At 61.9% G+C, this 21,958-nt stretch carries 24 protein-coding genes and 1 tRNA gene; 15 read left to right on the forward strand and 10 right to left on the reverse strand.

What is annotated here, in order from left to right; all coding sequences use genetic code 11:
* Positions 1-7 precede the first annotated feature (7 nt).
* A complete protein-coding gene (istA, locus tag AC4P1R_RS01735) occupies positions 8-1,537 on the reverse strand; it encodes an IS21 family transposase (protein WP_083265144.1) in 1,530 nt (509 codons plus the stop codon).
* Positions 1,538-1,733: 196 nt separating this feature from the next.
* Between istA and AC4P1R_RS01740 the strand changes: the two genes are divergently transcribed.
* Entirely contained in the window at positions 1,734-1,895 is a 162-nt protein-coding gene (locus AC4P1R_RS01740) for a DUF3102 domain-containing protein (RefSeq protein WP_492177347.1), read from the forward strand.
* Between the two features lie 5 nt (positions 1,896-1,900).
* On the opposite strand, the gene AC4P1R_RS01745 is transcribed toward AC4P1R_RS01740, so the two are convergent.
* On the reverse strand, positions 1,901-2,290 hold the full coding sequence (locus tag AC4P1R_RS01745) for a DUF6232 family protein (RefSeq protein ID WP_492177349.1): 390 nt from the start codon (positions 2,288-2,290) through the stop codon (positions 1,901-1,903).
* A 169-nt stretch (positions 2,291-2,459) separates the two neighbouring features.
* Between AC4P1R_RS01745 and AC4P1R_RS01750 the strand changes: the two genes are divergently transcribed.
* The 4 genes from AC4P1R_RS01750 to AC4P1R_RS01765 all read left to right on the forward strand — a co-directional run bounded on the left by AC4P1R_RS01750 (position 2,460) and on the right by AC4P1R_RS01765 (position 4,655).
* Positions 2,460-2,780, forward strand: coding sequence for a hypothetical protein (locus AC4P1R_RS01750; protein ID WP_492177350.1), 321 nt, complete (start codon positions 2,460-2,462; stop codon positions 2,778-2,780).
* A gap of 226 nt (positions 2,781-3,006) precedes the next feature.
* Positions 3,007-3,363, forward strand: coding sequence for a hypothetical protein (locus AC4P1R_RS01755; RefSeq protein WP_492177351.1), 357 nt, complete (start codon positions 3,007-3,009; stop codon positions 3,361-3,363).
* Between the two features lie 457 nt (positions 3,364-3,820).
* Entirely contained in the window at positions 3,821-4,291 is a 471-nt protein-coding gene (locus AC4P1R_RS01760; protein WP_492177352.1) for a Panacea domain-containing protein, read from the forward strand.
* Positions 4,263-4,655, forward strand: a complete 393-nt coding sequence (locus AC4P1R_RS01765; RefSeq protein WP_492177353.1) for a hypothetical protein — start codon at positions 4,263-4,265, stop codon at positions 4,653-4,655. The genes AC4P1R_RS01760 and AC4P1R_RS01765 overlap by 29 nt, the downstream gene beginning before the upstream one ends.
* Before the next feature lie 244 nt (positions 4,656-4,899).
* Here the strand turns inward: AC4P1R_RS01765 and AC4P1R_RS01770 are convergent, their stop codons facing one another.
* The gene (locus AC4P1R_RS01770; RefSeq protein ID WP_492177354.1) at positions 4,900-5,424 is read right to left on the reverse strand and encodes a hypothetical protein; all 525 of its coding nucleotides are present in this window, start codon (positions 5,422-5,424) and stop codon (positions 4,900-4,902) included.
* A gap of 612 nt (positions 5,425-6,036) precedes the next feature.
* A complete protein-coding gene (locus AC4P1R_RS01775; RefSeq protein WP_492177356.1) occupies positions 6,037-6,201 on the reverse strand; it encodes a hypothetical protein in 165 nt (54 codons plus the stop codon).
* 81 nt (positions 6,202-6,282) lie between these two features.
* Here AC4P1R_RS01775 and AC4P1R_RS01780 point away from each other — a divergent pair, with 81 nt between their 5' ends.
* A complete protein-coding gene (locus AC4P1R_RS01780) occupies positions 6,283-6,600 on the forward strand; it encodes a hypothetical protein (protein WP_492177357.1) in 318 nt (105 codons plus the stop codon).
* The gene (locus AC4P1R_RS01785; protein ID WP_492177358.1) at positions 6,597-6,953 is read left to right on the forward strand and encodes a hypothetical protein; all 357 of its coding nucleotides are present in this window, start codon (positions 6,597-6,599) and stop codon (positions 6,951-6,953) included. Before AC4P1R_RS01780 ends, AC4P1R_RS01785 begins: the two co-directional genes overlap by 4 nt.
* A gap of 210 nt (positions 6,954-7,163) precedes the next feature.
* Here the strand turns inward: AC4P1R_RS01785 and AC4P1R_RS01790 are convergent.
* Positions 7,164-7,237 (reverse strand) — tRNA-Gln (locus AC4P1R_RS01790).
* Between the two features lie 308 nt (positions 7,238-7,545).
* Between AC4P1R_RS01790 and AC4P1R_RS01795 the strand changes: the two genes are divergently transcribed.
* The 3 genes from AC4P1R_RS01795 to AC4P1R_RS01805 are packed head-to-tail and all read left to right on the forward strand — an operon-like array spanning position 7,546 to position 10,286.
* Complete coding sequence (locus tag AC4P1R_RS01795) at positions 7,546-9,147, forward strand: Ppx/GppA phosphatase family protein (RefSeq protein WP_069460280.1); 1,602 nt, start codon at positions 7,546-7,548, stop codon at positions 9,145-9,147.
* Positions 9,144-9,875, forward strand: coding sequence for an RlmE family RNA methyltransferase (locus tag AC4P1R_RS01800; RefSeq protein WP_069460281.1), 732 nt, complete (start codon positions 9,144-9,146; stop codon positions 9,873-9,875). The genes AC4P1R_RS01795 and AC4P1R_RS01800 overlap by 4 nt, the downstream gene beginning before the upstream one ends.
* A gap of 3 nt (positions 9,876-9,878) precedes the next feature.
* On the forward strand, positions 9,879-10,286 hold the full coding sequence (locus tag AC4P1R_RS01805; RefSeq protein ID WP_069460282.1) for a VOC family protein: 408 nt from the start codon (positions 9,879-9,881) through the stop codon (positions 10,284-10,286).
* Positions 10,287-10,310: 24 nt separating this feature from the next.
* Here AC4P1R_RS01805 and AC4P1R_RS01810 read toward each other — a convergent pair whose 3' ends face one another.
* Complete coding sequence (locus AC4P1R_RS01810) at positions 10,311-11,720, reverse strand: DHA2 family efflux MFS transporter permease subunit (protein ID WP_492177359.1); 1,410 nt, start codon at positions 11,718-11,720, stop codon at positions 10,311-10,313.
* A gap of 500 nt (positions 11,721-12,220) precedes the next feature.
* Here AC4P1R_RS01810 and guaB point away from each other — a divergent pair, with 500 nt between their 5' ends.
* The 4 genes from guaB (at position 12,221) to AC4P1R_RS01830 (ending at position 16,591) form a co-directional block, all read left to right on the forward strand.
* Entirely contained in the window at positions 12,221-13,723 is a 1,503-nt protein-coding gene (gene guaB / locus AC4P1R_RS01815; RefSeq protein WP_492177360.1) for an IMP dehydrogenase, read from the forward strand.
* A gap of 96 nt (positions 13,724-13,819) precedes the next feature.
* Complete coding sequence (locus AC4P1R_RS01820) at positions 13,820-14,236, forward strand: MAPEG family protein (RefSeq protein WP_069460285.1); 417 nt, start codon at positions 13,820-13,822, stop codon at positions 14,234-14,236.
* Positions 14,237-14,416: 180 nt separating this feature from the next.
* Entirely contained in the window at positions 14,417-15,439 is a 1,023-nt protein-coding gene (gene adhP, locus AC4P1R_RS01825; RefSeq protein WP_151610878.1) for an alcohol dehydrogenase AdhP, read from the forward strand.
* Between the two features lie 270 nt (positions 15,440-15,709).
* Positions 15,710-16,591: a dienelactone hydrolase family protein gene (locus AC4P1R_RS01830; RefSeq protein ID WP_069460287.1), complete on the forward strand. Its 882-nt coding sequence runs from the start codon at positions 15,710-15,712 to the stop codon at positions 16,589-16,591.
* A gap of 44 nt (positions 16,592-16,635) precedes the next feature.
* Here AC4P1R_RS01830 and oxyR read toward each other — a convergent pair whose 3' ends face one another.
* Positions 16,636-17,556 carry a hydrogen peroxide-inducible genes activator OxyR gene (gene oxyR, locus AC4P1R_RS01835; protein WP_069460288.1) on the reverse strand — a complete coding sequence of 307 codons (921 nt, stop codon included), beginning with the start codon at positions 17,554-17,556 and terminating at the stop codon, positions 16,636-16,638.
* Positions 17,557-17,720: 164 nt separating this feature from the next.
* A complete protein-coding gene (locus AC4P1R_RS01840) occupies positions 17,721-18,671 on the reverse strand; it encodes a LysR substrate-binding domain-containing protein (RefSeq protein WP_069460289.1) in 951 nt (316 codons plus the stop codon).
* A gap of 208 nt (positions 18,672-18,879) precedes the next feature.
* Here AC4P1R_RS01840 and AC4P1R_RS01845 point away from each other — a divergent pair, with 208 nt between their 5' ends.
* Positions 18,880-19,170 (forward strand): YjiS-like domain-containing protein, encoded by a 291-nt coding sequence (locus tag AC4P1R_RS01845; RefSeq protein ID WP_069460290.1) that lies wholly within the window; start codon positions 18,880-18,882, stop codon positions 19,168-19,170.
* A 367-nt stretch (positions 19,171-19,537) separates the two neighbouring features.
* On the opposite strand, the gene AC4P1R_RS01850 is transcribed toward AC4P1R_RS01845, so the two are convergent.
* Both AC4P1R_RS01850 and AC4P1R_RS01855 read right to left on the reverse strand, forming a co-directional pair.
* A complete protein-coding gene (locus tag AC4P1R_RS01850) occupies positions 19,538-20,395 on the reverse strand; it encodes a DUF937 domain-containing protein (protein ID WP_069460291.1) in 858 nt (285 codons plus the stop codon).
* A 93-nt stretch (positions 20,396-20,488) separates the two neighbouring features.
* Entirely contained in the window at positions 20,489-21,862 is a 1,374-nt protein-coding gene (locus tag AC4P1R_RS01855; RefSeq protein ID WP_069460292.1) for a glutamate--cysteine ligase, read from the reverse strand.
* Positions 21,863-21,958: the final 96 nt, after the last annotated feature.

Genomic DNA, 21,958 nt, shown 5'->3' on the forward strand with positions numbered 1-21,958 from the left:
GTTCTCCTTAGTGATAATAGCGGGGTCCGCGGATGTTGGCGTGATGGATCGGTTCATGCGAGGCGGCTCCTTTTGAGCCAGCCGTTCGGTCAAGGTGATTGTCGAGGATGGAGCGCACCGAGCCATAGGTCCGGGCCCCGATCTCGAGCGCACGGCTGCAAGCGGCATTGACCCTGTCGCGGCCAAAGCTCTTGTTAAGGCGGATGATCCCGAGACAAGCTCGGAAGCCCTGCTCGGGATGCGGTCTGTCGGCAAGGATGCGCTCGCACAACAGCGCAACATCCGGCCCCATGGCAGAGGCTTCGCGTTGAATCCGTTCAATCGTCCAATCGGCAAAGCGGCGATGCGCCGAGGGCATATGATCGGGGATCGTCGTGTGCTTGCCATTGCCGCTGGAGCGGCGATGGGCGGCAATACGCTCGCCCTTGTGGAAGATCTCGATCGTATTGGCGGTGATACGAGCCTCGACCTGCTCACGGGCGAAGCGATAGGGAACGGAATAATAGTGCCGCTCGATCTCGACGTGATAATCCAGCCCGGCACGTCGGATACGCCATTCGGCAAAGACATAGCGTTCGACAGGCAATGGTCGCAAAGCTGGACGATCCAGCTCTTCGAACAGTTGGCGGCGGGTGGCACCGACGCGGCGCAGGACCCGCTTATCGTTGAGATCATGGAGCAATTCGCCGATCGCCGCATTGACCTCGGCCAGGCTGTAGAAGATGCGATGGCGCAGGCGGCCCAGTAGCCAGCGTTCGACAATCCGAACCGCAGCTTCCACTTTCGCCTTGTCGCGCGGGCGTCGCGGCCGCGTCGGCAGGACGGCGCTCCCATAGTGAGCGGCCATCCCGCAATACGTGCGGTTGACCTGGGGATCGAAGTGGCAGGCCTTGATGATCGCCACCTTGGCATTGTCGGGAACCAGCAAGGCTGGCGCACCGCCAAAAAACTCCAGCGCCAGGATATGGCATTCGATCCAGTCGGGAAGCGTCTCGCTCCAGCGCGCCTGCGCATAGGAAAGGCTCGATGCCCCCAGAACCGCCACGAACAGATGCGCCTGCCGTGTCTTGCCCGACCGCCGATCAACGATCACCGTGACCGTGTCGCCGGCATAGTCGACGAACAGCTTGTCGCCGGCTGCGTGATCCTGCCGCATCGTCACAGGCAGCTTCATCGCCCAGCCGCGGTAAAGGTCACAGTACCGGCTGTAGCGATAGCCGTCCGGATAACGGCTGATGTATTCGTCCCACAGGATCTGCAGCGTCATGTGCTTGCGCTTCAGCTCGCGATGGACATGTGCCCAGTCCGGCTCGGGGCTCCGACGATGACCCGTCTTCGTCCCGGCCGCCTTGTAAAGCGCCGCCTCCAGGACTGCATCGCTGACATCGTCGCCCAACGGCCACGATAGCTCCGCAATGGCCGCACGCCGCAGCGTCTCGCGCACCGTCGATGGCGCAGCTCCAACCCGCACCGCAATCGACTTGTGCCCAAGCCCTTGCTCGAAGCGATATCTCAGTATCTCGCGAACACGCCGCATCTCCAGTCTCTCCGCAGGCATCCCGTTCCTTCCTCGTCACAGTTGAAGGAAGAAACTTCACACCAGCAGAACACCCATGCCAGACGCCTTCCGAAGGGGGCGGCATCATCTCGGAATCAAGGGGCGACTATTTCTCGGAATTGGGGGGCGAGATCATTTCGGAATCAGGGGGCGGATTGCATCGGAATTTGCACGAATGATCGAGCTCGGGCGCGAACTCCTGGCGATCAAGGCTCGCTTACCCAAAGGTCATTTCATGCCGTGGATCGAAGAGAAATCCGGCATCACATACAACGCCGCTCTGCGGTTCATGCGGGCTGCGAAAGAGGTAGATCAGCAGGAGCGATCGGCGGCATGATGGGCTTATTGCCGCTGGGCAAACGCGGTCTCGATGGCGTTCTTTATCTTTGAGGCGAGTTCCGGATCGTGCGTCACAAGGGCCTCTACGTCGCCTGACGAAGTCTTAAACAAAATTGTCAGTTGTTCTATGGGCGGCCAAAAAAAGAGAATAGCGAGCGAAGCCATAAAGGCCAGCGCCGTCAGGACCATAAGTAATCCGCTTCTGCCATCAATTAGAAAGACGATGCATGCGAGGAAAAGGGCGACTGTGGTCGCGATGAGAGAGTTTCTGTTATAAGTCTCTTCCCTTTTTAGGAACACAGATCCGATATTTGCGATCTGATAGGTAGCTTCGCCGATTTTCGCTGAGGTGCGCGTGATGACAATACCGCCGGCTGAGAGAATTGGTTCCATCTGATCCCCCTAACGCACTACAACCAGGAAGGCATCAGGGTCGCACAGGGCCAGTTGCAGTCAAGGATTAGGGACGCCGCCCAAAGGGGCTAGTTTGATTGCAATCCTTCTTTGCCTACAATCTCGATTTGTAGAGGCTTTCCCCGTGTGACGTCAGCGAGGCGCGTAGATGCAGGACCTGACCACTGAGCTCGGCTTAGTCGTGGACGCAGTAAAAGGCTTCCTCAACCTTGATACCGTTCTCCCGGTGCTGGTTGGGCTCTCAATCGGCTTGCTGGCCTACTTTGTGGCAAAATGGCTCATTGGCCGCGGTGGACCGATCAAAGGCAAATCATCGGTCGAGGTGCAATTCAGGAACGTGTTTGCGATCATGGATGAAGGGCGCCGACAGTCGTTGATCCGCTATCACATGGAGAAATACGAGTGCGGTCGCGAAGAGGCGATGCGCCGAGCCGTCGAGGAGCGCCAACGCGACTCCAACAGGTGGTAGGGCCTCGACGAACCACAGGATGCCTGTCTTTCCGCCAGAGAGCCGCGATAGACGGGGTTTAAATCGCTTCCGGTATCGGCGGGTAGGGTAGTAGCGGCAAATGAGCGAAAGCCAATCCATCCGCCCTCTGGTGGGGGCGTGAGGGGCAGCCGCCCAAAAGGGCTACTGTGATCGCCGGCTGTTGGGCGTACAATTCCAACATGCAGGGGGCAGTGGGAGCGGCCATATGACCCGTACGCCATCGATCATTTTCACTGTGATCGCCGCGGCGGATATGCTTGGCTTCTTCAGCGTCGGCAATGCCCACCAGAGCGGCAAACGCTGGGAATATCCGCCCGCATGCTGTCGAGGCAGCGATATGGGGGGCGACTGCGAATCCATCCCCAGGGCTGACGTTGTGAAGGGGAAACGGGGCTTTTCGGTTCACCTTCATCCCGGCGACCATCACTTAGCGACGAGAGAACACTTGTTCTTTGTTCCCTATGGAAATGAACTTCCCTCTGGCGATGGCGATTTTCACATTTGCCTCCATCCCACCGAAGACTACGTGAACTGTTTCTTCGCCCCTCCAGACGGTTTTTGAACCGATCCCACATCGGACAGACGCAAGAACGCGCTCCACGATAAAACCGCGCCGCTTTCTGCGGCTATTGCCGGCGGCGCCGGACCTGCGGTAGATTTCTGCCGTACAAGGACACCCGGCGTCAGATACCGAAGTCCTTTCCTTGCCCTTCCCTCGTGCCGCCTCACTGATCAGCAGGCGCACGAGGCGACGGGCAAAAGTCGCGAATCCCCGGAAAGAGCCCGGTTCGCCCCAACAGGTCGCATCTGCCGTGGACGCGCGGCCCTGAAGAGCAATGCCCAGGACCGGCTTCAGGCGCGCGCCGAAGGTCAGCGACTCGCCCAGCTTGTGACCGACCTTCGCGGCAGCGGGGACCGGAACACATAGTTTTTGCCTGTAAACTTCCTATATGGTAGCACGATGGTACCATGTGATTTGCCCGTACCAGCGGTAGCCAACCCAATAAGAGGAGGATGCGATGTACAGCGTTATCGACATAGCCGACGCAATCCTCAAGATTGCGAAAAGAAAGGGCAGGCAGCTTACGCCGCTTCAGCTTATGAAGCTGGTCTATATCGCGCATGGGTGGAGCCTTGGTCTTGGCCGTGGCGATCTTTTTTCGGATCGTATTGAGGCTTGGAAGTATGGGCCGGTAATTCCTGACCTTTATCAGGCGACCAAGCACTTTGGCCGTGCTCCTATTCCGTTCAGCAAGATCGATGACGGGCAGATGCCCGTTGATGCGGATGATGAACGGTTCCTGACTGAAATTGTAGATCAGTATGGGAGTATGTCGGGAACGTCGCTTTCTGCTTTGACACACAAAAGCGGGACGCCGTGGGATCAGGTCTATGTGGACGGGGTTTTCAACATCGAAATCCCAGACCGTCTAATCCAAGATCACTATCAGAAGCTCTGGGATGACAGACGAAAAACAGCCCCCTTCTAAAGAGCCTAGCATTCCCCAAAATAGCCCGCTCCCTCCACCCGAAGGGGCGGGCAAAGTGCCTTCATGGGCAAAAGACGACAAGGCAAAACTGGAAGAAAAGTTCTGGGCAGACGAAGATCGCCTTCGCGGCGTGAAACTTCAGAATGACATTCTATGGCATCGCGTCTATGGCTGGGCCGTCGTCGTAATGATGTGCTTTTTCGTGGTTGTATTCATGGCGTCTCTTGGCGCGTGGGTGCTCCACTACATTACGCCGTGGTCTTGGTTGTCGCCAGAACAGCTATCCAAAATACAATCCGTCATCTTCAGCGGAAGCCTTGGCGCTATTGTGTCGGCCTACATGCAGAAGCAGCTTTCCAAATAGAACGACATGAGCCGAAAACCATCCGACCCAAGGCCATAGGCCGACGTAGAACTTCGCGAAAATATTTGCGAAGTCGGCCGCCCAGGGCTTGAAAGTCGGTGAGCAACTGCAACTGATTTATCGCAATCCTCAATCTGTCGACCGGGATGCTCGAGCCGGAACCACGCCGGCATATCCCTCTCGTCGGCAAGTGGCGGCAATGAAGAATCGCGATCGGATTTGAGGCCTTGCTTTTACCCTACCCTTACCCTCGTTCCCCCTGGTCTTCGAGTAACTTGCCCAATCCAAAGAGGCCGCCAAAGCCTTTTCCGCTTGCTTGATTCGGAAATGGCCCGTCTAGGAGAGCTTGCGCGACCCGCTGTATCGACATCCTAGTCCCAATTGACCGCAGCCCGTTGTCTATTTCATTGATGGTGTCGATCTGCCGGATGAATTCGTCGATCGGCCAGTCCATCTCAAGATACTTAAACTTACTATTTGCAGACGTGGCGAAGAACTCGACGCCGTCAGAGTGGGGGCTACGGCGAAAGGGGGTGTGCGCGACTATATTCCTGGTTTCGCCGCACTTCCTGGCGCGTTTAGCCAAATCGTCGAAAGCTATAGCTTGCTCCTTGTCGTGAATGAAGGCGTCGACGAGGGCCCGAAGGGTTTTAATCTTGTCATCGAAGGACATGTTTCGGGTGACGATGGCTGCCCGGATCCCCTTGATTTCTAGCACATCGCTCACAGCTTCGTTGACCCCTGCTTCCAACATGGCGAAGTAGCCCATGAACCCACCCACTAGGGTGAATGCGCGTGTGTCCGGGTCCAACGCAACAAGGGAATCCCTTGTTAACCACATACTCATAGTGCCCCCATGCATATTCTGAAAAATGCTGGCATGAGAAGTTCGCCCAGGCACTCGCCAAAGGCAAGACGGTGAACGGATGCCTGTCGCCTTTCTTTAGGTTGTGCGGAAAGTCTTTGGGCGTCCCATACCCAATCGCTGAACCGCTCCGGGCAGAGCGGCAACAAAAAAGGCCGGGGCAAACCCGACCTTCTGTGATCGCCTCCCGCCGCTGCCAGTACATCCGTGGTCAGCAGCGAGAGGGACCGTATGACCTCAATGTACGCTCTGATTGCATTTTAATCAATCTGAGATCAAAAGGCGCGTTCGGCGCTATGCCTCCCTACAGCGGGAAAACGCACGGGCAAGGCTTTCCGGGTGTCTGATACCGGCCCGATGCTGGACGCGGGAAATAGGGCTGCTATGCCAGACGCCTTTAGGCTGCAAGTAGGCTGCTCGGCTTAGGTCATCAGCACTGCTTCACGCCCTCTCTGACAACCGCTAGTGTTCCTCCGACTGAACCAGTGAGGAAAATGATGCGTGACGAAATGCCAGCTATTCGGCGGCCCCTTTGGCTAGGAAGCCCTTCGCCTCCAGATCGTCGATAATGAGCTTTTCGATGTAAGCCGCGACCGTGCGTCGATCGGCTTTGGCGGCCTCCTCGAGCGCCCCTTTGACCACGGGCTCCACACGAATACCGATGCTTGCTGTCCTTGCCATGTCGATCAATCCCCATGCTGATAGCAAATGTTAGTAGACGTTAGTTGACTGCTGTTGGTAATCGTTATACAACAACTAGCGTTGGCAAACAATGACAGCATTACAGATTTGATTAACTCGATTATCCAGGAGTTCGAAATGCTTGATCGACCGATTCAGGCAGCCGCCGAAGGCTTGCCGAGAAACTGCATCTCCACCGCGCCCGCTAAAATGGTCGACGTCGTCGATCGCCTCGACGATGCTGCGGATCTCGCCCAGGCGCTGATAATGGCTGCCGGCGGGGCGACTGGTTGCGACGAGACCGAGATTGCAGCGATCACCCGCCTTGCTCTCCGAGTGGCGGAGGACATTCGCAGGGCGAAAGCCCTTCTCGAGCAAGCAAAGGAGACGCTGCAATGAATGATCTTTTCTTCGCTCCCATCCCGGCCGAGAACGTCCTGTCCCCGCGGCTTCGCGTGCATCAGGTGAATAGCGATGCGATGGAACCGGCGCTTGGCATCCGTGACTATGCGTTGATCGCGCCGATATCGAGCTACCAGGGCGAAGGCATCTATTTGGTCGATGATGGGTTCGGGGCAGACCTCGTCCGCGTCACCAACATGCTGACCAGCCTCCGCCTCACCAAAGATAACCCGCTCTATAAGGGCGAGACCTTCGTCGATCGCGACAGGTTCAACGAAGCCGTGCTCGGTATCGTCGTCGCCGACATCAAGATGCGGGACGAGCGGTTCATGAAAGAGGCGGCCCATTAGAGGGCGCCCAGATCACGAGAGATCAGCCCCGCCCTTCCGAAAGGATCGGCGGGCTTTTCATGTTGCATTCCATGTCGCATAGAGTCGCCGCGCACTACTGAGAACCATTGAAAACAAATGGAAATCAGTTGCAACATGACGCGACATGAAATGCGCAAGATTTGCGTATTTGCCTGCCGTTATCTGCTTGATTTCATTGCTGAAAGTGGTTGGCTGGGGAACCTGGATTCGAACCAGGACTAACGGAGTCAGAGTCCGCTGGTCTACCGTTAACCTATTCCCCAAGGCCCGTCGGCGGAGTCTGGCCGCCGCGTCGGTGTGGCGGGCTTATAAACAAAAGAACGGCGGATGCAAATACCTTTTGGCAAAAAAAGTGCGGCCGGCTTGTGATCTCGGCGGTCCTCGTTGCGAGCGTCTGCGCGCCGCGATGCGCCGGTTGGGCGCTGTGCCCGAGGTGCCTTCTGCCGGTGGAACTGGAGCCGCAAAAACAATTTGGCGAAAGAGGGCGGCGCTGGTACAGTCGCCGCAACGCAAAATCGAGAGAGCGCCTTGAGCGGCCGCAAGGCTTCGCCCGGCGCCATGGTTGAGACACGTGAAGGACCCCGATCACGGCGAAAAGCCGTCTGAATCCGGGGCGTCGGCAGCAGGTCGTGGCGGGGCGCAGAAGCACGCGTCGCGCGGCGGCAAGGGCAAGCGGAAGAGGCGCAAGCCGTCCGGTTCGCCGTCTGCAATTGCCAGCGGATCCGGACTGACCGGAGAGGCAGGGCGCCCCGCAGCACTGGATGAAGCGGAGCCGGCGCGCAAGCGCAAGCGGCGCCGTCGCTCCAAGGCAGCAAGGCCCCAGGGCCAGGCTGCAGCCGCCTCCGGCGGCCTTGCCGCGCATTCGGACGCGGCGTCCACGGACAGGAATGGCCAGAATCGCGGTAAGAAGGCGCGCCATCGGCGCGGGCTTCAGGGCCGGCCTTTGGCATCGCGCGGCAAGCCGCTCGCTGCCGAGCGTGCCGGCGATCAGCCGCGGCCGCGCCCGGTCGAAGCCGCCGCGCCGCAGGCTCCACAGCCGGCCCGATCTGAAAATCTGCGCACCCCTTACGTCGCCCCCGGCGACCTGCCGGCGCCGCTCTATGCCGCGCTTGACCTCGGTACCAACAATTGCCGCCTGCTCGTCGCGCAGCCGACCCGACCGGGCCAGTTCCGCGTCGTCGATGCCTTTTCGCGGATTGTCCGGCTTGGAGAGGGACTCGGTGCGAGCGGGCGGCTGTCGGACGGCGCGATGGAGCGCTCCATCGAGGCGCTGAAGATCTGCGCGGCGAAGCTCAACCTCCGTTCGATCCGCCGACGCCGGCTGATCGCCACCGAAGCGGCTCGTTCCGCCGCCAACGGCGAAACCTTCCTGAAGCGTGTGGCCGAGGAGACCGGGCTCGACCTGGAGATTATCAATCGCGAGACCGAGGCGCGGCTTGCGGTTTCCGGCTGCTCGTCGCTCGTCGACCGCGAGACCAAGTCGGTGGTGCTCTTCGATATCGGCGGCGGCTCCTCCGAAATTGCCGTGATCCGCATCGGCGAGAACCGCTCGAGCCGTCTTGCCAACCACATCACCCACTGGACGTCGCTGCCGGTCGGCGTCGTCACGCTCTCGGAGCGCCATGGCGGCGAGCATGTGACGCCGCAGAGCTTCGAGACGATGGTGCGCGAGGTCGAGGCCATGCTCGCCAGCTTCGACAGCCCGTCTGTCGATATGCTGGCAAGCGGCACCTCAGACAGCGGCTTCCACCTGATCGGTACGTCCGGAACCGTGACGACGCTTGCCGGGGTCCATCTCGACCTGCCGCGTTACGACCGTCGCCGGGTCGATGGGCTCTGGCTCTCCGATGCGCAAGTCTCGGCCATGCAGGCGCGACTGCTCTCCTGGGATTTCGCCGCCCGCGCCGCCAATCCCTGCATCGGGCCGGATCGCGCCGATCTGGTGCTTGCCGGCTGCGCCATTCTCGAGGCGATCCGGCGACGCTGGCCGTCGACGCGCATGCGGGTCGCCGATCGCGGCCTGCGCGAGGGGCTGCTGACCGACATGATGGCAGATGACGGAGCCTGGCGGCGGTCGCGGCCGCGCCGCTACCAGCGGGGCCACAATGCCCCGCCGGCTGGCGAGGAACGCAATAGGACCTACGACAAGGTCCACGAAGGTACGAAGGCATGACGAAATCCCCGATCGGGAGCAAGGGCAGCGGCCGCAAACTCGGTCAGAAGGTGAAGAAGGGCAAGCTCAAGGCCTCCTCGCGCCGCTGGCTGGAGCGCCACATCAACGACCCCTACGTGCAGCGCGCGCAGCTTGAGGGCTACCGCGCACGGGCCGCTTTCAAGCTTCTGGAGATTGACGAGAAGCACAAGATCCTCGCCGGCGCCCGGCGCATCATCGACCTCGGCGCAGCCCCTGGCAGCTGGTCGCAGATCGCCGCCAAGGTTACGCATTCGACCGACACCGATCCGCGCGTCGCGGCAATCGACTTTCTCGAGATGGATCCGATCCCCGGCGTCCGTTTCCTGCAGCTGGATTTCCTTGATCCGGAGGCGCCGGAAAAGCTGAAGGAGGCGATCGGCGGAGCGCCCGGTCTCGTGCTGTCTGATATGGCGGCGCCGACCACCGGCCATCGCCAGACCGACCATCTGCGCACCATGCATCTTTGCGAGGTGGCGGCGCAGTTCGCCGTCGAAGTGCTCGCCGAAGGCGGGCATTTCCTGGCAAAGACCTTCCAGGGCGGCGCCGAGCGCGATCTCCTCAATATGCTCAAGCAGAATTTCCGCCAGGTGGTGCATGTGAAGCCGGCCTCGTCGCGCGCCGAATCGGTCGAGATGTTCCTGCTCGCCAAGGGCTTCAAGGGCCGGCGCGCAGAGGAGGAAGCGGCCGAAGACGATGAAGCGGAGTAGGGGATGCTCCTTTATGTGACGCTCGGAACCAATGATCTCCAGCGCGCCGGCGCCTTCTATGACAGAACGCTCGCAACCCTTGGGCTCAAGCGGCGCAAGGAGGACGAGGTCGAGATCGGCTATGGTGCGGAGGAAGATCTCCGTTGCCGCCTCTGGGTCGTGACGCCCTTCAACCGCAAGGCGGCAAGCGTTGGCAATGGCTCGATGGTTGCGCTCGAAGCGGAAAGCCGCGCCGCCGTGGACGCCTTCCATGCCGCGGCCCTCGCAAATGGCGGCACGGACGAGGGCGCGCCGGGGCTCAGGTCTTTCCATCCCGATTTTTACGCGGCCTATGTTCGCGACCTTGACGGCAACAAGTTGTCGGCGGTTTGCGAGCGGCCGTATGGGGGAGATGCCCGGCAGGGAAGATGAGGTTGGCGCGGACCAGTTCGACCCTCATTTCACCGCTGTGGTCTCCGCCTCCCTGATCGGCAGCCGGTGGCCGGAAACGGATGCGCCGGCGGTCTTTGCCATGGTGAGGAACGGGATCGCGGCCAGGAGATTCGCGGCGGCGACGATCGTGAAGGCGAGGTGGAAGTCTTCAAGGCTGAGCGCTTCGCCGCTGATCGTGGTCTCGACCTCGAGGATTGCCCCGGCGAAGGCGACGCCGAGTGCGAGGCTGATCTGCTGCAGCACCGCGCTCATCGAGGTCGCCCTGCTCGCATCCGCATCGTCGATATCGGCAAAGGAGAGCGCGTTGACGCTGGTGAAGAAGAAGGAACGGGCGAAGCCGGCGACCAGCAGGACCGACAGCAGCAGGAGATAGGGCGTCGCCGGCGTGAAGAAGCCGTTCGCGAAGGTGGTGACGGCCGCGACCATTGCGGCAATGATCAGCGTCGTGCGGAAGCCGGCAAGAGCGAGCACCCGGCGCGCAAGGAACTTGGTCGCGATGGCGCCGACCGCGCCGATGAAGGTGATCAGACCTGATTGCAACGGGTTCAGGCCGAAGCCGATCTGCAGCATCAACGGCATCAGGAACGGCACCGCACCGACGGAGATGCGGAAGATGGTGCCACCGATCTGGGCTGCCCGGAACGCACCGCCGCGGAAGAGGCGGAGGTCGAGCACCGGCGCGGGATGCCGGCGGGCATGAAGGATGTAGAGGAGGGCCGCCGCGACGCCCGCCGAGACCGAGGAGAGGCCGATCGCCGACGGCAGCGCCGGCAGGCTGATGACCGAAAGGCCGAAGACGACGCCGGCGGCGGCGATGCCGCCGAGCAGGAAACCGAGAATGTCGACCGGCGGCGGGTTCCGCTGTTCCATCTCAGGTAAGTAGACGCCGGAAAGCACGTAGCCGGCAATCCCGATCGGCACATTGATCAGGAAGATCCAGTGCCAGGAGAAATAGGTCGTAATGAACCCGCCGAGCGGTGGGCCCGCCAGCGGTCCGACGAGGGCGGGTATGGTCAGCAGCGCCATGGCCGAGACGGGCTCGCTGCGTGGCGTCCCGCGCACGAGGACGAGGCGCGCGACTGGCGTCATCATGGCGCCGCCCATGCCCTGCAGGAAGCGGGAGAGCACGAAGGCGACGAGGCTGTCGGCGACGGCGCAGGAGATCGAGCCGAGGATAAAAACGAGGATCGCCGCGCGGAAGATGCGCCTGGCGCCGAAGCGGTCCGCCATCCAGCCGCTCAGGGGAATGAAGATCGCCAGCGCCACCATATAGGAGGTCAGCGCCAGCTTGAGCGTGATCGGACCGACGCCGATATCCTCCGCGATCGCCGGCAGCGATGTCGAAATGACGGTGGAATCCAACTGCTCCATGAAGAGCGCGACGGCGAGGATCATCGTGACGATTCGATTCATGCGGGATCCTCGCGCACCGGTCCGAAAGTTGTGCCGATTTTCGGGAAGCTCGATGTAGCAGATTGAAAGAGTTGCAGCGACCTTTGCGCGTCTGAAAACACGCGCGGCGCTGTAAGCGTGCGTAGCGGTTGCGCCGGTAAACGCTCGAGACGGCTTTGTCGGGGCGAAGCCGGGGATTGCGATCAAAAGCGTGTGATCCGGGTTGCCTCAAGCCGCCGCCCCTCCATTATCACGCGAGGGAGGCTTCGAAAGCACTCCATTGTTGTAGGAGAACCGCTTCGTGCCCGTCAGCTATCACTTCGACATCTGACACCAAGCCGTATGTTGCTCCGCAACAAATATGTGCAAGGCCCGGGCGATTTCCGGGTCTCCACTATTTTCATTCCGTCATATCCGTGTTACCAGCCCTCGCCAACTTCCAAGTCAAAGCCTTGAAGTCACCCGGTGGACAAGCCGCTGAGCTCCTCCGGGGATTTTTGTATATTGAAGAGGAACTGGCCATGGCGCGCATCATCGAAACGGCAACCGGTCTCGAGGCTTTGACCTTCGACGACGTTCTGCTCCAGCCGGGACATTCCGAGGTGATGCCCGGCCAGACGAACATCGCCACCCGCATCGCGCGGGACATCGAGCTCAATCTCCCGATACTTTCCGCCGCCATGGACACTGTCACCGAGGCGCGTCTCGCGATCGCCATGGCGCAGGCCGGCGGCATTGGCGTCATCCACCGGAACCTGACGCCGGCCGAGCAGGCGGAGGAGGTTCGTCAGGTCAAGAAGTTCGAAAGCGGCATGGTCGTCAACCCGGTGACGATCGGACCGGAGGCGACGCTCGCCGATGCGCTGAGCCTGATGAAGGCGCACGGCATTTCCGGCATCCCGGTCGTCGAAAACGGCGGAAGCGGCGGCCAGAAGCAGGGCCGTCTCGTCGGCATCCTGACCAATCGCGACGTGCGCTTTGCCTCCGACCCATCCCAGAAGATCCACGAACTGATGACCCGGGAAAACCTGATCACGGTCAAGGAAAGCGTCCATCAGCAGGAAGCCAAGCGCCTGTTGCACAAGCACCGCATCGAGAAGCTCCTGGTGGTCGATCCGGACGGCCGTTGCGTCGGCCTCATCACCGTCAAGGACATCGAGAAGTCGCAGTTGAACCCCAATGCGTCAAAGGACGCCCAGGGGCGGCTGCGCGCAGCCGCCGCCGTCAGCGTCGGCGATGACGGCTTCGAGCGCGCCGAGCGGCTGATCGATGCCGGCGTCGACCTTATCGTCGTCGATACCGCCCACGGCCATTCGCAGCGCGTGCTCGACGCGGTCGCCCGCGTCAAGAAACTGTCGAATTCGGTTCGGGTCATGGCGGGCAATGTCGCGACGGCAGGCGGCACCAGGGCGCTGATCGACGCGGGCGCCGATGCGATCAAGGTCGGTATCGGGCCCGGCTCGATCTGCACTACCCGCATCGTCGCCGGCGTCGGCGTGCCGCAGCTCGCGGCGATCATGGCGGCGGTCGAGGCAGCTGAGGCCTCCGGCATCCCGGTCATCGCCGACGGTGGCATCAAATTTTCCGGCGACCTCGCCAAAGCGATCGCCGCCGGCGCCTCCGCGGTCATGGTCGGTTCGCTGCTCGCCGGTACGGACGAAAGCCCGGGCGAAGTCTTCCTTTACCAGGGACGCTCCTTCAAGGCCTATCGCGGCATGGGCTCCGTCGGCGCCATGGCGCGCGGTTCGGCCGACCGCTATTTCCAGGCGGAGGTCCGCGACACGCTCAAGCTCGTGCCGGAAGGCATCGAGGGCCAGGTTCCCTACAAGGGACCGGTCGCCGGCGTCCTGCACCAGCTTGCCGGTGGCCTTAAGGCGTCCATGGGCTATGTCGGCGGCGCGACCATCAAGGAGTACCAGGAGCGCGCGACCTTCGTGCGCATCTCCGGCGCCGGCCTGCGCGAGAGCCATGCGCATGACGTGACGATCACCCGCGAGAGCCCGAACTATCCGGGCGCCGCCTGATCTTCTACGGGGCGCCGACCGGCGCCCCTTCCCTCCTGACGTTTCCCACTTGCAGCGCCGTGCCGATGCGCCGGACATTCAAGTTCGAGAGTGCCGATGACCGGTTTCGAGATATTCTGGCCCGTGCTTGCCCATGTCGCACTGATCTTCTCGCTCTACGCGCTTCTATCGAGGCGCCGCGTGGCGCTCGTGCGGGCGGGCAAGGTCGAGGCCTCGCAGTTCCGCGAGAATCGCGAGGAACCGGGCGAGAGCCTGGTCGTGCGCAACAGCATCGCCAACCAGTTCGAGCTGCCGGTGCTTTTCTATGTCTGTTGCGTGTTGCTCTATGTGACCGAGGGCGACAACCTCGCCGCGGTCGGGCTCGCCTGGCTTTTCGTGGCGCTACGCTATGCGCATGCCTTTGTGCACGTGACCAGCAACAGGCTCAAATTTCGTCGCCCGCTCTTCATGGCATGCTTTGTCACGCTCGTCGCCCTATGGGCATGGCTCGCCACCTGGATGGCGATGAACTGACAATTGCTCCGATCGTCTCACCCTTGAGACAAATCTCCCGGCCGAACTGCCGGACCTTGACGCCCGTCAAGGGGCGGCCGCCCGCTCCGCGGCTAAGCTTTAACCGTCACCGCGCCTCCTCGGAGGAGGGGAGCGGGCGCTATTCGCAAAGCCAGCATCGAGCATCGGAGGAGAATCGATATGACTATGAAAGCCGCCGTCGTACGCGAGTTCGGCAAGCCGCTCGTGATCGAGGAGTTGCCGATCCCACGCCCCGGCCCCGGCCAGGTGCTCATCAAATATGAGGCGACGGGCGTGTGCCACACCGATCTGCATGCCGCCAAGGGGGACTGGCCGGTGAAGCCGAACCCGCCCTTCATTCCCGGCCACGAAGGCGTCGGTTATGTCGCGAAGCTCGGCGCCGGCGTCAAGGGACTGAAGGAAGGCGACCGGGTCGGCGTTCCCTGGCTTCATACGGCCTGCGGCTGCTGCACGCCCTGCCGCACCGGCTGGGAAACGCTGTGCGGCAGCCAGCAGAACACCGGCTATTCGCTCGACGGCACCTTCGCCCAGTACGGCTTGGCAGATCCGGACTTCGTCGGGCGGCTGCCCGCCAATCTGGAGTTCGGGCCGGCGGCCCCGGTGCTGTGCGCCGGCGTGACCGTCTATAAGGGGCTCAAGGAAACGGAGGTGAGGCCCGGCGAATGGGTGCTCGTCTCCGGCATCGGCGGCCTCGGCCACATGGCCGTGCAATACGCCAAGGCCATGGGCATGCATGTCGCCGCAGCCGATATTTTCCCGGACAAGCTTGCGCTTGCGGAAAAGCTCGGCGCCGACCTCATCATCGACGCGAGGGCGCGCGATGCCGTCGAAGAGGTGCAGAAGCGCACGGGCGGCGTCCATGGGGCGCTGGTCACGGCGGTGTCGCCAAAGGCGATGGAGCAGGCCTACAGCATGCTGCGTTCCAAGGGCACGATGGCGCTTGTCGGCCTGCCCCCGAGCCAGATCTGCCTGCCGGTGTTCGACACGGTGCTGAAGCGCATTACGGTGCGCGGCTCGATCGTCGGCACCCGCCAGGACCTGGAGGAGGCGCTGGAATTTGCCGGCGAAGGCAAGGTTGCCGCCCACTTCTCCTGGGACAAGATCGAGAACATCAACGCCATCTTCGAGCGCATGGAAGAGGGCAGGATCGACGGTCGCATCGTTCTCGACCTCAACGGCTGAATCGGACTGGTAACGCAGTTTTGACGTCGCCACGCCGTCCGCTGACCTATGTTGTTGGCGGGCGGTTGTCGTTGTTGTGCCGCCGAGGCGGGACAGGAAAGGTGCGCGCGGTTTTCCGCCCGCATCCCACCCCGCCTCTCTAGCGCATCGGCCCGAAAATCGTAGCCGATTTTCGGAAAGCTCGATGCGCAGACTCAAGGAGTTGCAGCGGCCTTTTCGCGTCTGAAAGGACGCGCGGCGCTGTAGGACAAACAGCCGAAGGAGGGCGCCATGAACGAGCCTGTCATCACCCAGGCGATGATCGATGCCTATGACGAATACACGCATCTGACCCTGGACCGCCGCCGCTTCATGGAGAGGCTGACGGCGCTTGCCGGTTCGGCCGCGGCCGCCGCCGCGATTGCGCCGATGCTGGCCGCCAATAGCGCCAAGGCCGAGATGGTCGCTGCGACGGATGAGCGGATCAAGGGAGAGGATATCACCTATCCGGGGGCCGAGAGCGACATGAAGGGCTATCTGGTGCAACCCGCCGACGCGTCGGGCAAGCTCCCAACGGTGATCGTCATCCACGAGAATCGCGGTCTCAATCCGCATATCCGGGATGTTGCGCGCCGGGTCGCTCTCGAGGGCTTCGTCGCCCTTGCGCCCGACTTCCTCTCGCGCGATGGCGGAACGCCGGACGACGAGGACAGGGCGCGGGAGATGATTGGCGCGCTCGATGCGCAAGAAACAAATGCAAATGCGGTCGCGACCGTCGCCTTTCTGCAGGGGCATGAGGCCGGCAACGGCAATGTCGGCGCGATCGGCTTTTGCTGGGGCGGCGGTCTCGTCAACAGGCTGGCGGTAAACGCGCCCGAGCTTGATGCCGGCGTCGCCTATTACGGCTCGCAACCCGATCCGGCGGACGTGCCGAAGATCGAGGCGGCAATGCTGCTGCACTATGCGGGGCTCGACGAGCGCATCAATGCGGGCATCGAGGCCTATCGCAAGGCGCTGACAGAGAGCGGCAAGGAATTCACGATCCACACGTATGAGGGTGTGAACCACGCCTTCAACAACGACACCTCTGCCGCTCGCTACGACAAGGCCGCGGCCGATCTGGCCTGGGAGCGAACGATGGCCTTCCTCAAGGAAAAGCTCGCCTCGAGCTGATCGCGTGAGTTATATATTGACCGGTATAGGAGGGGCACGCTCTCCTATTCCGCCTCGGCGGCTGCTCTCGTCGAAACCGTCCGCGCGCATGCGACGATCGCTTCGGCAAGCGCGTCCATGTCGCGCCGGCGCGGATTGCTGCGTCGCCAGACGAGGCCGACATCGCGGGCCGGTTCGGGCGCGGCGAAAGGAACGATCCGGATCGCATTGCGGGCGGCCTCGCTCGGGACGGCAATCTCGGGAATGAGCGTCATGCCCATGCCGTTCGCGACCATCTGCAGGAGTGTGGCCATCGAGGTGGCGCCGAAGCTCGTCAGTTGCCGCCTGCCGGCGGTATTGCACACGGCCAGCGCTTGGTCTCGCAGGCAGTGGCCCTCCTCGAGCAGCAGCAGTTGCGAAAGATCCAACTGGTCCTCGGTGAGCGGCGACATCAGCACGGTCCTGTCGTTGTCGGCGACCGCCATGAAGAACCGGTCCGAAAACAGCGACCGCGTGATAATGCCGTCCGCGTCGATCGGCAACGCGGCAATAACCGCGTCGAGCCGGCCCTCGCCGAGATCGGCAATCAGCCGATCGGTCAGCGATTCCTTGAGTTCGATCTCGATCGACGGATAGCGCTGACGCAGATGCGGAATGAGCTGCGGCACGAGATAGGGCGCCAGCGTCGGGATGACCCCGAGGCGGAGGCGCCCCTCGAGTGTTCCAGGCCGCTGACGCGCGCTTTCCTCAAGCCTGTCGACATCCGCGAGAATGGCGCGTACCTGGGCCAGAACCTCCTCGCCCATGGCCGTGAGGAAAGTGCCGGCACGGCTTCTCTCCACCAGTTTGACGCCGAGATGCTCCTCCATCTCCATGATTTGCGCCGACAGCGCCGGCTGGCTGACATGGGCGAGCTCGGCCGCCCTGCCGAAATGGCGCGCGGTCGCGAGGGCGTCGAAATAGCGCATCTGTCGCAGTGTCAGCATGATCGGAAATCTCTATCGAAATTAATCGAGAATTCAATCGGAGATTATCATAAAGCCAAGCGGCAGATCGCGGAGACGGGTCCGGCAGGGCGAATTCATCCCCGAAAAGACGAAGGCCACGCCGGCAAAGTGCGTGGCCCTTCTCCGCCGGGAACCGCGATGCCTCACCAGCCCGGCAGCATGTGGCTCTGGCGCAGGCGCGGATAGCGGGGATAGCCCTTGATGTCGCCGTCGAGATCGTCATTGACGGCGATCGGCGTGATGTTGTCGAGACAGGCCGTGATGTGGTTGGTGATGGCGTTCGAAAGCGACGGCGACAGGCCGGGACGCTTCATGATGCCGATCTGCACCGGTGCCAGCGCCGGGAAGCCGTCGGCGAGCGTCAGCACCTTCATGCCCGGCCGCAGCGCCGATTCCGGCAGCACGGAAACGGCCATGCCGGCGAGTACCGCGGCCGCGACGACCGTCGACGACCAACTCGTGAACAGGATCTGATATTCCCGGCCGGTCGCATCGAGAGCCGCGCAGGCAGCCTGCCGCCACAGACAGTCGCGGCGTCCGACGGCGAGCGGTATCGGCGCGTTTTCAGGCAGCGGATGGTTGATCGAACTGACCCAGCAGAGCGGCTCCGTTCTGACCACGTCGGACGCCCTGGCCCGCGGATTGTGCGTGACGAGCGCGATGTCGAGGTCGCCCTTTGCCATCTTCTCTGCCAGATCGGCCGAGGGTTCGCAGACGATGTAGAGCTCGACATTCGGGTGCGTCTTGGCAAAGCGAACGATGATTTCCGGCATGTAGCGGTCGGCATAGTCGTCGGGCGTGCCGATCCGGAGCGTGCCCTCCAGGCGATTGTCATCGAAGGAGGCGATGGCTTCGTTGTTGAGGCGGAGCATCCGCCGGGCAAAGTTCAGCAGCCGGTCGCCCTCGACCGTCAGGCGGTTTCCGCGGCCATCCTTCATGAACAACGGCTTGCCGATGCGTTCCTCGAGGCGGCGCATCTGCATCGAGACGGCGGATTGCGTCTTGAAGACGCGTTCGGCTGCTTTGGTGAAGCTACCCGTGTCTGCAATGGCGACGAAGGTTTGCAACTGATCGATATCGAGCGGTGCGGACATGGTCGAGCATCCATAAGAGTGTTTGATGAATATCATTAAAAACATTCGTTGGACTGATCAATAAGGATTTGCGATTGATGGGTTGCAAATCACGTCGATCTCTCCGGCGAAACGATCGCCGAACTACCGAACCGTTCCCGCCTGCCTCCGCGTATGACCTCCCACGCGGGGACCGGCATCTGCGTGCCTTTAGAAAAGGAGCACCGCCATGCGCACGACCGAACACGCCCTCGACCTCATTGCCGGCAAGCCGACGCTTGTATCCCGCGCCGCAGGCATCGTCGGTGTGCTGACGGCTGTCTGGCGCCAGTACCGAAGCCGCTGCCAGATCGCACGTCTGCACGATCTCGACGATCGGCAATTGCTCGACATGGGACTGAAACGGCAAGACCTGAACGAAGCCTTGACCTCCGCGTTCTTCGAAGATGCCTCGAGCTATCTCACGCGTGCTTCGCGAAACCGGGCGAACCTCTATTACCGTGGCACCCGTCACGACTGACGTCCCCATGGCGCGTCTCGCCGGATGCGCCATTTGCGGCATGATCCGGCGCGAGGTTGCCGCCATTGCACGGATCATGCCGCAAAGTTCCAGGTACGGTGAAGAACCTAACCCTTCCCCGCAGGGTATGAGCCAATAGACCCTGCTGCTTGCCCGGTACATGCCAAGACATGTACCGGGCTTTTTTTATGCGGGTTCACCGATGGCCGTCAGCGTCCGAACCGGGCGGGCGAATTGCTCCCCATCTCGCTAGCCCGCAACCCGGCCGAGCAGATATTCAAGGGCTTACCCACGATGATCCGCTCGGATCCCTTCGGTTTGCCGCAGGTTCCGATCGGGCAACCGTGCGACACTTTACGGAACCTGCTCAGGAACCCTTGCCGTCAGACGCGCTCTTATAGCTCTCGAACAGAGCGTCGATGTTCTTCTGATATTCCTTTTGCATCTCCAGGCCGGTATCGAACATGCTGTTCATCGTTTTCGAGAACTGCGCGAAGGCGGCATTCTTCTCCGGCTCGGACCTCTCCGGCTCAGGCTTCTCCGGTTGGGGCGCCTTCTCCGGCGCTGCGCCGCCGCTGCGCATCATGTCCTGAAAGGCCTTGACGAACGGATTGTCGGCGAAAAGGTCCGGGGCCTTCGGCTCCTCCTTCGCCTTGGCAAGGCCGAAAAATCCCTGCATGGCCTGGGTGAAGGGGTTGTCGAACGGGTTCGGCGTCGGGTCCGGTTTCTTGGCGAAGCCCGTCGCTTCCATCCATTGCCGCATCAGCGTCATCATCGGATTGTTCGCAAGCGCCTCATTGGCCTGGCCCATGGTCTCCTTGAAGAGGCCGCCCATGAGCGTGGTCGCCATGACCGGCAGCATCTGCTTATAGATCTCCTGGCCGATCCCAGTCATTTGCGCCGCCTGCGCCGCGATCGCGCGCGACATCTCCTTCGAGCCGAAGAGCTGGCCGAGGACCTCGTTGCCGTCGGCCACGCCCGCGGGCGTGAAGGCCTTGCTCATGTCCTCGAAATACTTGGCATAATTGCCGGTGGAGATCGCCGTCATCAGCGATCCCAGATCGTAGGGATTGGTGGTGTTGCGTTTGAGACCCGCGGAGAAGGCGGGCATGAGCGCCGCCGTCGCCTTCGCCATTTGCTCCTGAGCAAGACCAAACTGTTTGGCCATCAGCTCGATGGCGTGGCCGTTCTGCGCCTGTACGAACATGTCAAAAAGCGGTGCCATTCCATTTCCTTCCCGGCCGAACGACGCATGTCATTGCACTATAACGGGAATCGATTGTCTGGGAACCGCTTTTTATGGGCGAGGAGCGTGCCGCTAGTACTGGTATTCCGTGAAGATCGGCTCGACCGATTGGTTCCAGCGGCCATGATAGAGCGCCAGCAGGTCTTCTGCCAGCGTCGACTTCTTGGCAAGCACCTCTTCGAGCGGTGCCAGGAATTGCCTTTCGTCGACGCCGTCGCCGTTCAGGCGGTTGCGTCGCTTCAGGCCGGCGCGCGAAATCGTCAGCACCTCGCGCGCGATGTCGAAGAGCGAAGTCGTGCCGAGCTTCGCCTTCAGCGCCTCGGCCGGCACTGCGTCGCGAAGCGCCTGAACGTCTTCGAAGCTCCAGTGGCGCGTCAGCGCCTCGGCCGCCGCCAGCGCCTCGTCGTCGTAGAGCAGACCGACCCAGAAGGCCGGCAGCGCGCAGATCTTCCGCCAGGGCCCGCCGTCGGCGCCGCGCATTTCGAGGAAGCGCTTGAGCCTCACGTCGGGAAAGAGGGTCGAGAGGTGGTTGGTCCAATCGCCCATACTCGGCTGCCATTCGGCGATCTCGCCCCTGAGGGCGCCGTTCATGAACTGCCGGAAGGTGATGTGCGTACAGTCGTGATAGTGGCCGTCGCGCACGACGAAATACATCGGCACGTCGAGCGCCCATTCGACATAGTCGGCAAAGCCGAAGTCGGGCTTGAAGGCGGCTGGCAGGAGCCCGGAGCGCCGGTTGTCCGTGTCGCGCCAGATGTCGCCCCGCCAGGACAGGAGCCCGTTCGGCTTGCCTTCGGTGAAGGGAGAGCTGGCAAAAAAGGCGGTCGCGAGCGGCTGCAGCCTCATCGAGACCTGCATTTTGCGCCGCATGTCCTCTTCGGACGAGAAGTCGAGATTCACCTGGATGGTACAGGTGCGGTACATCATGTCGAGGCCCTGCGTACCAACCTTCGGCATATAGCGCGTCATGATCGCGTAACGCGATTTCGGCATGCGCGGGGTCTCGGCAAAGGTCCATTTCGGGCTGCCGCCGACGCCCAGGAAACCGATACCGAGCGGTTCGGCGATTTCGCGGAGCACCGCCAGGTGCTGGTTCGATTCCTTGCAGGTCTGGTGCAGGTTCTCGAGCGGCGCGCCGGATAGCTCGAACTGCCCGCCGGGCTCCAGCGAAATCGCACCATTGCCGTGGATATCGGCAAGGCCGATGACATTGCCCTCGTCGATGATCGCTTCCCAGCCGTTCCGGGCGGCCATGCCAGTCAACAGGGCCTGGATGCTGGCTTCGCCGAAATAGGGCACGGGGCGGTTGTCCGCCTTGAAGAAGGCGAATTTTTCGTGCTCCGTGCCGATCCGAAACCTCTCCTTCGGCCTCGCTCCCGACGCCAGATAGGCGGTTAGGTCGGCGACGGAGGTGACCGGCGTCTGATCGGTGGTATCTCGGGCCATATTCGTCTACTTCGTTTGAGCGTCACCCGCCGGTGGGCAGGGCGGAATGGAGGGTGCTTGAACCGTAATCAAGTGCGGTGCAAGTCAAATTCTTTC

The organism is Sinorhizobium sp. Y406, assembly GCF_058732025.1.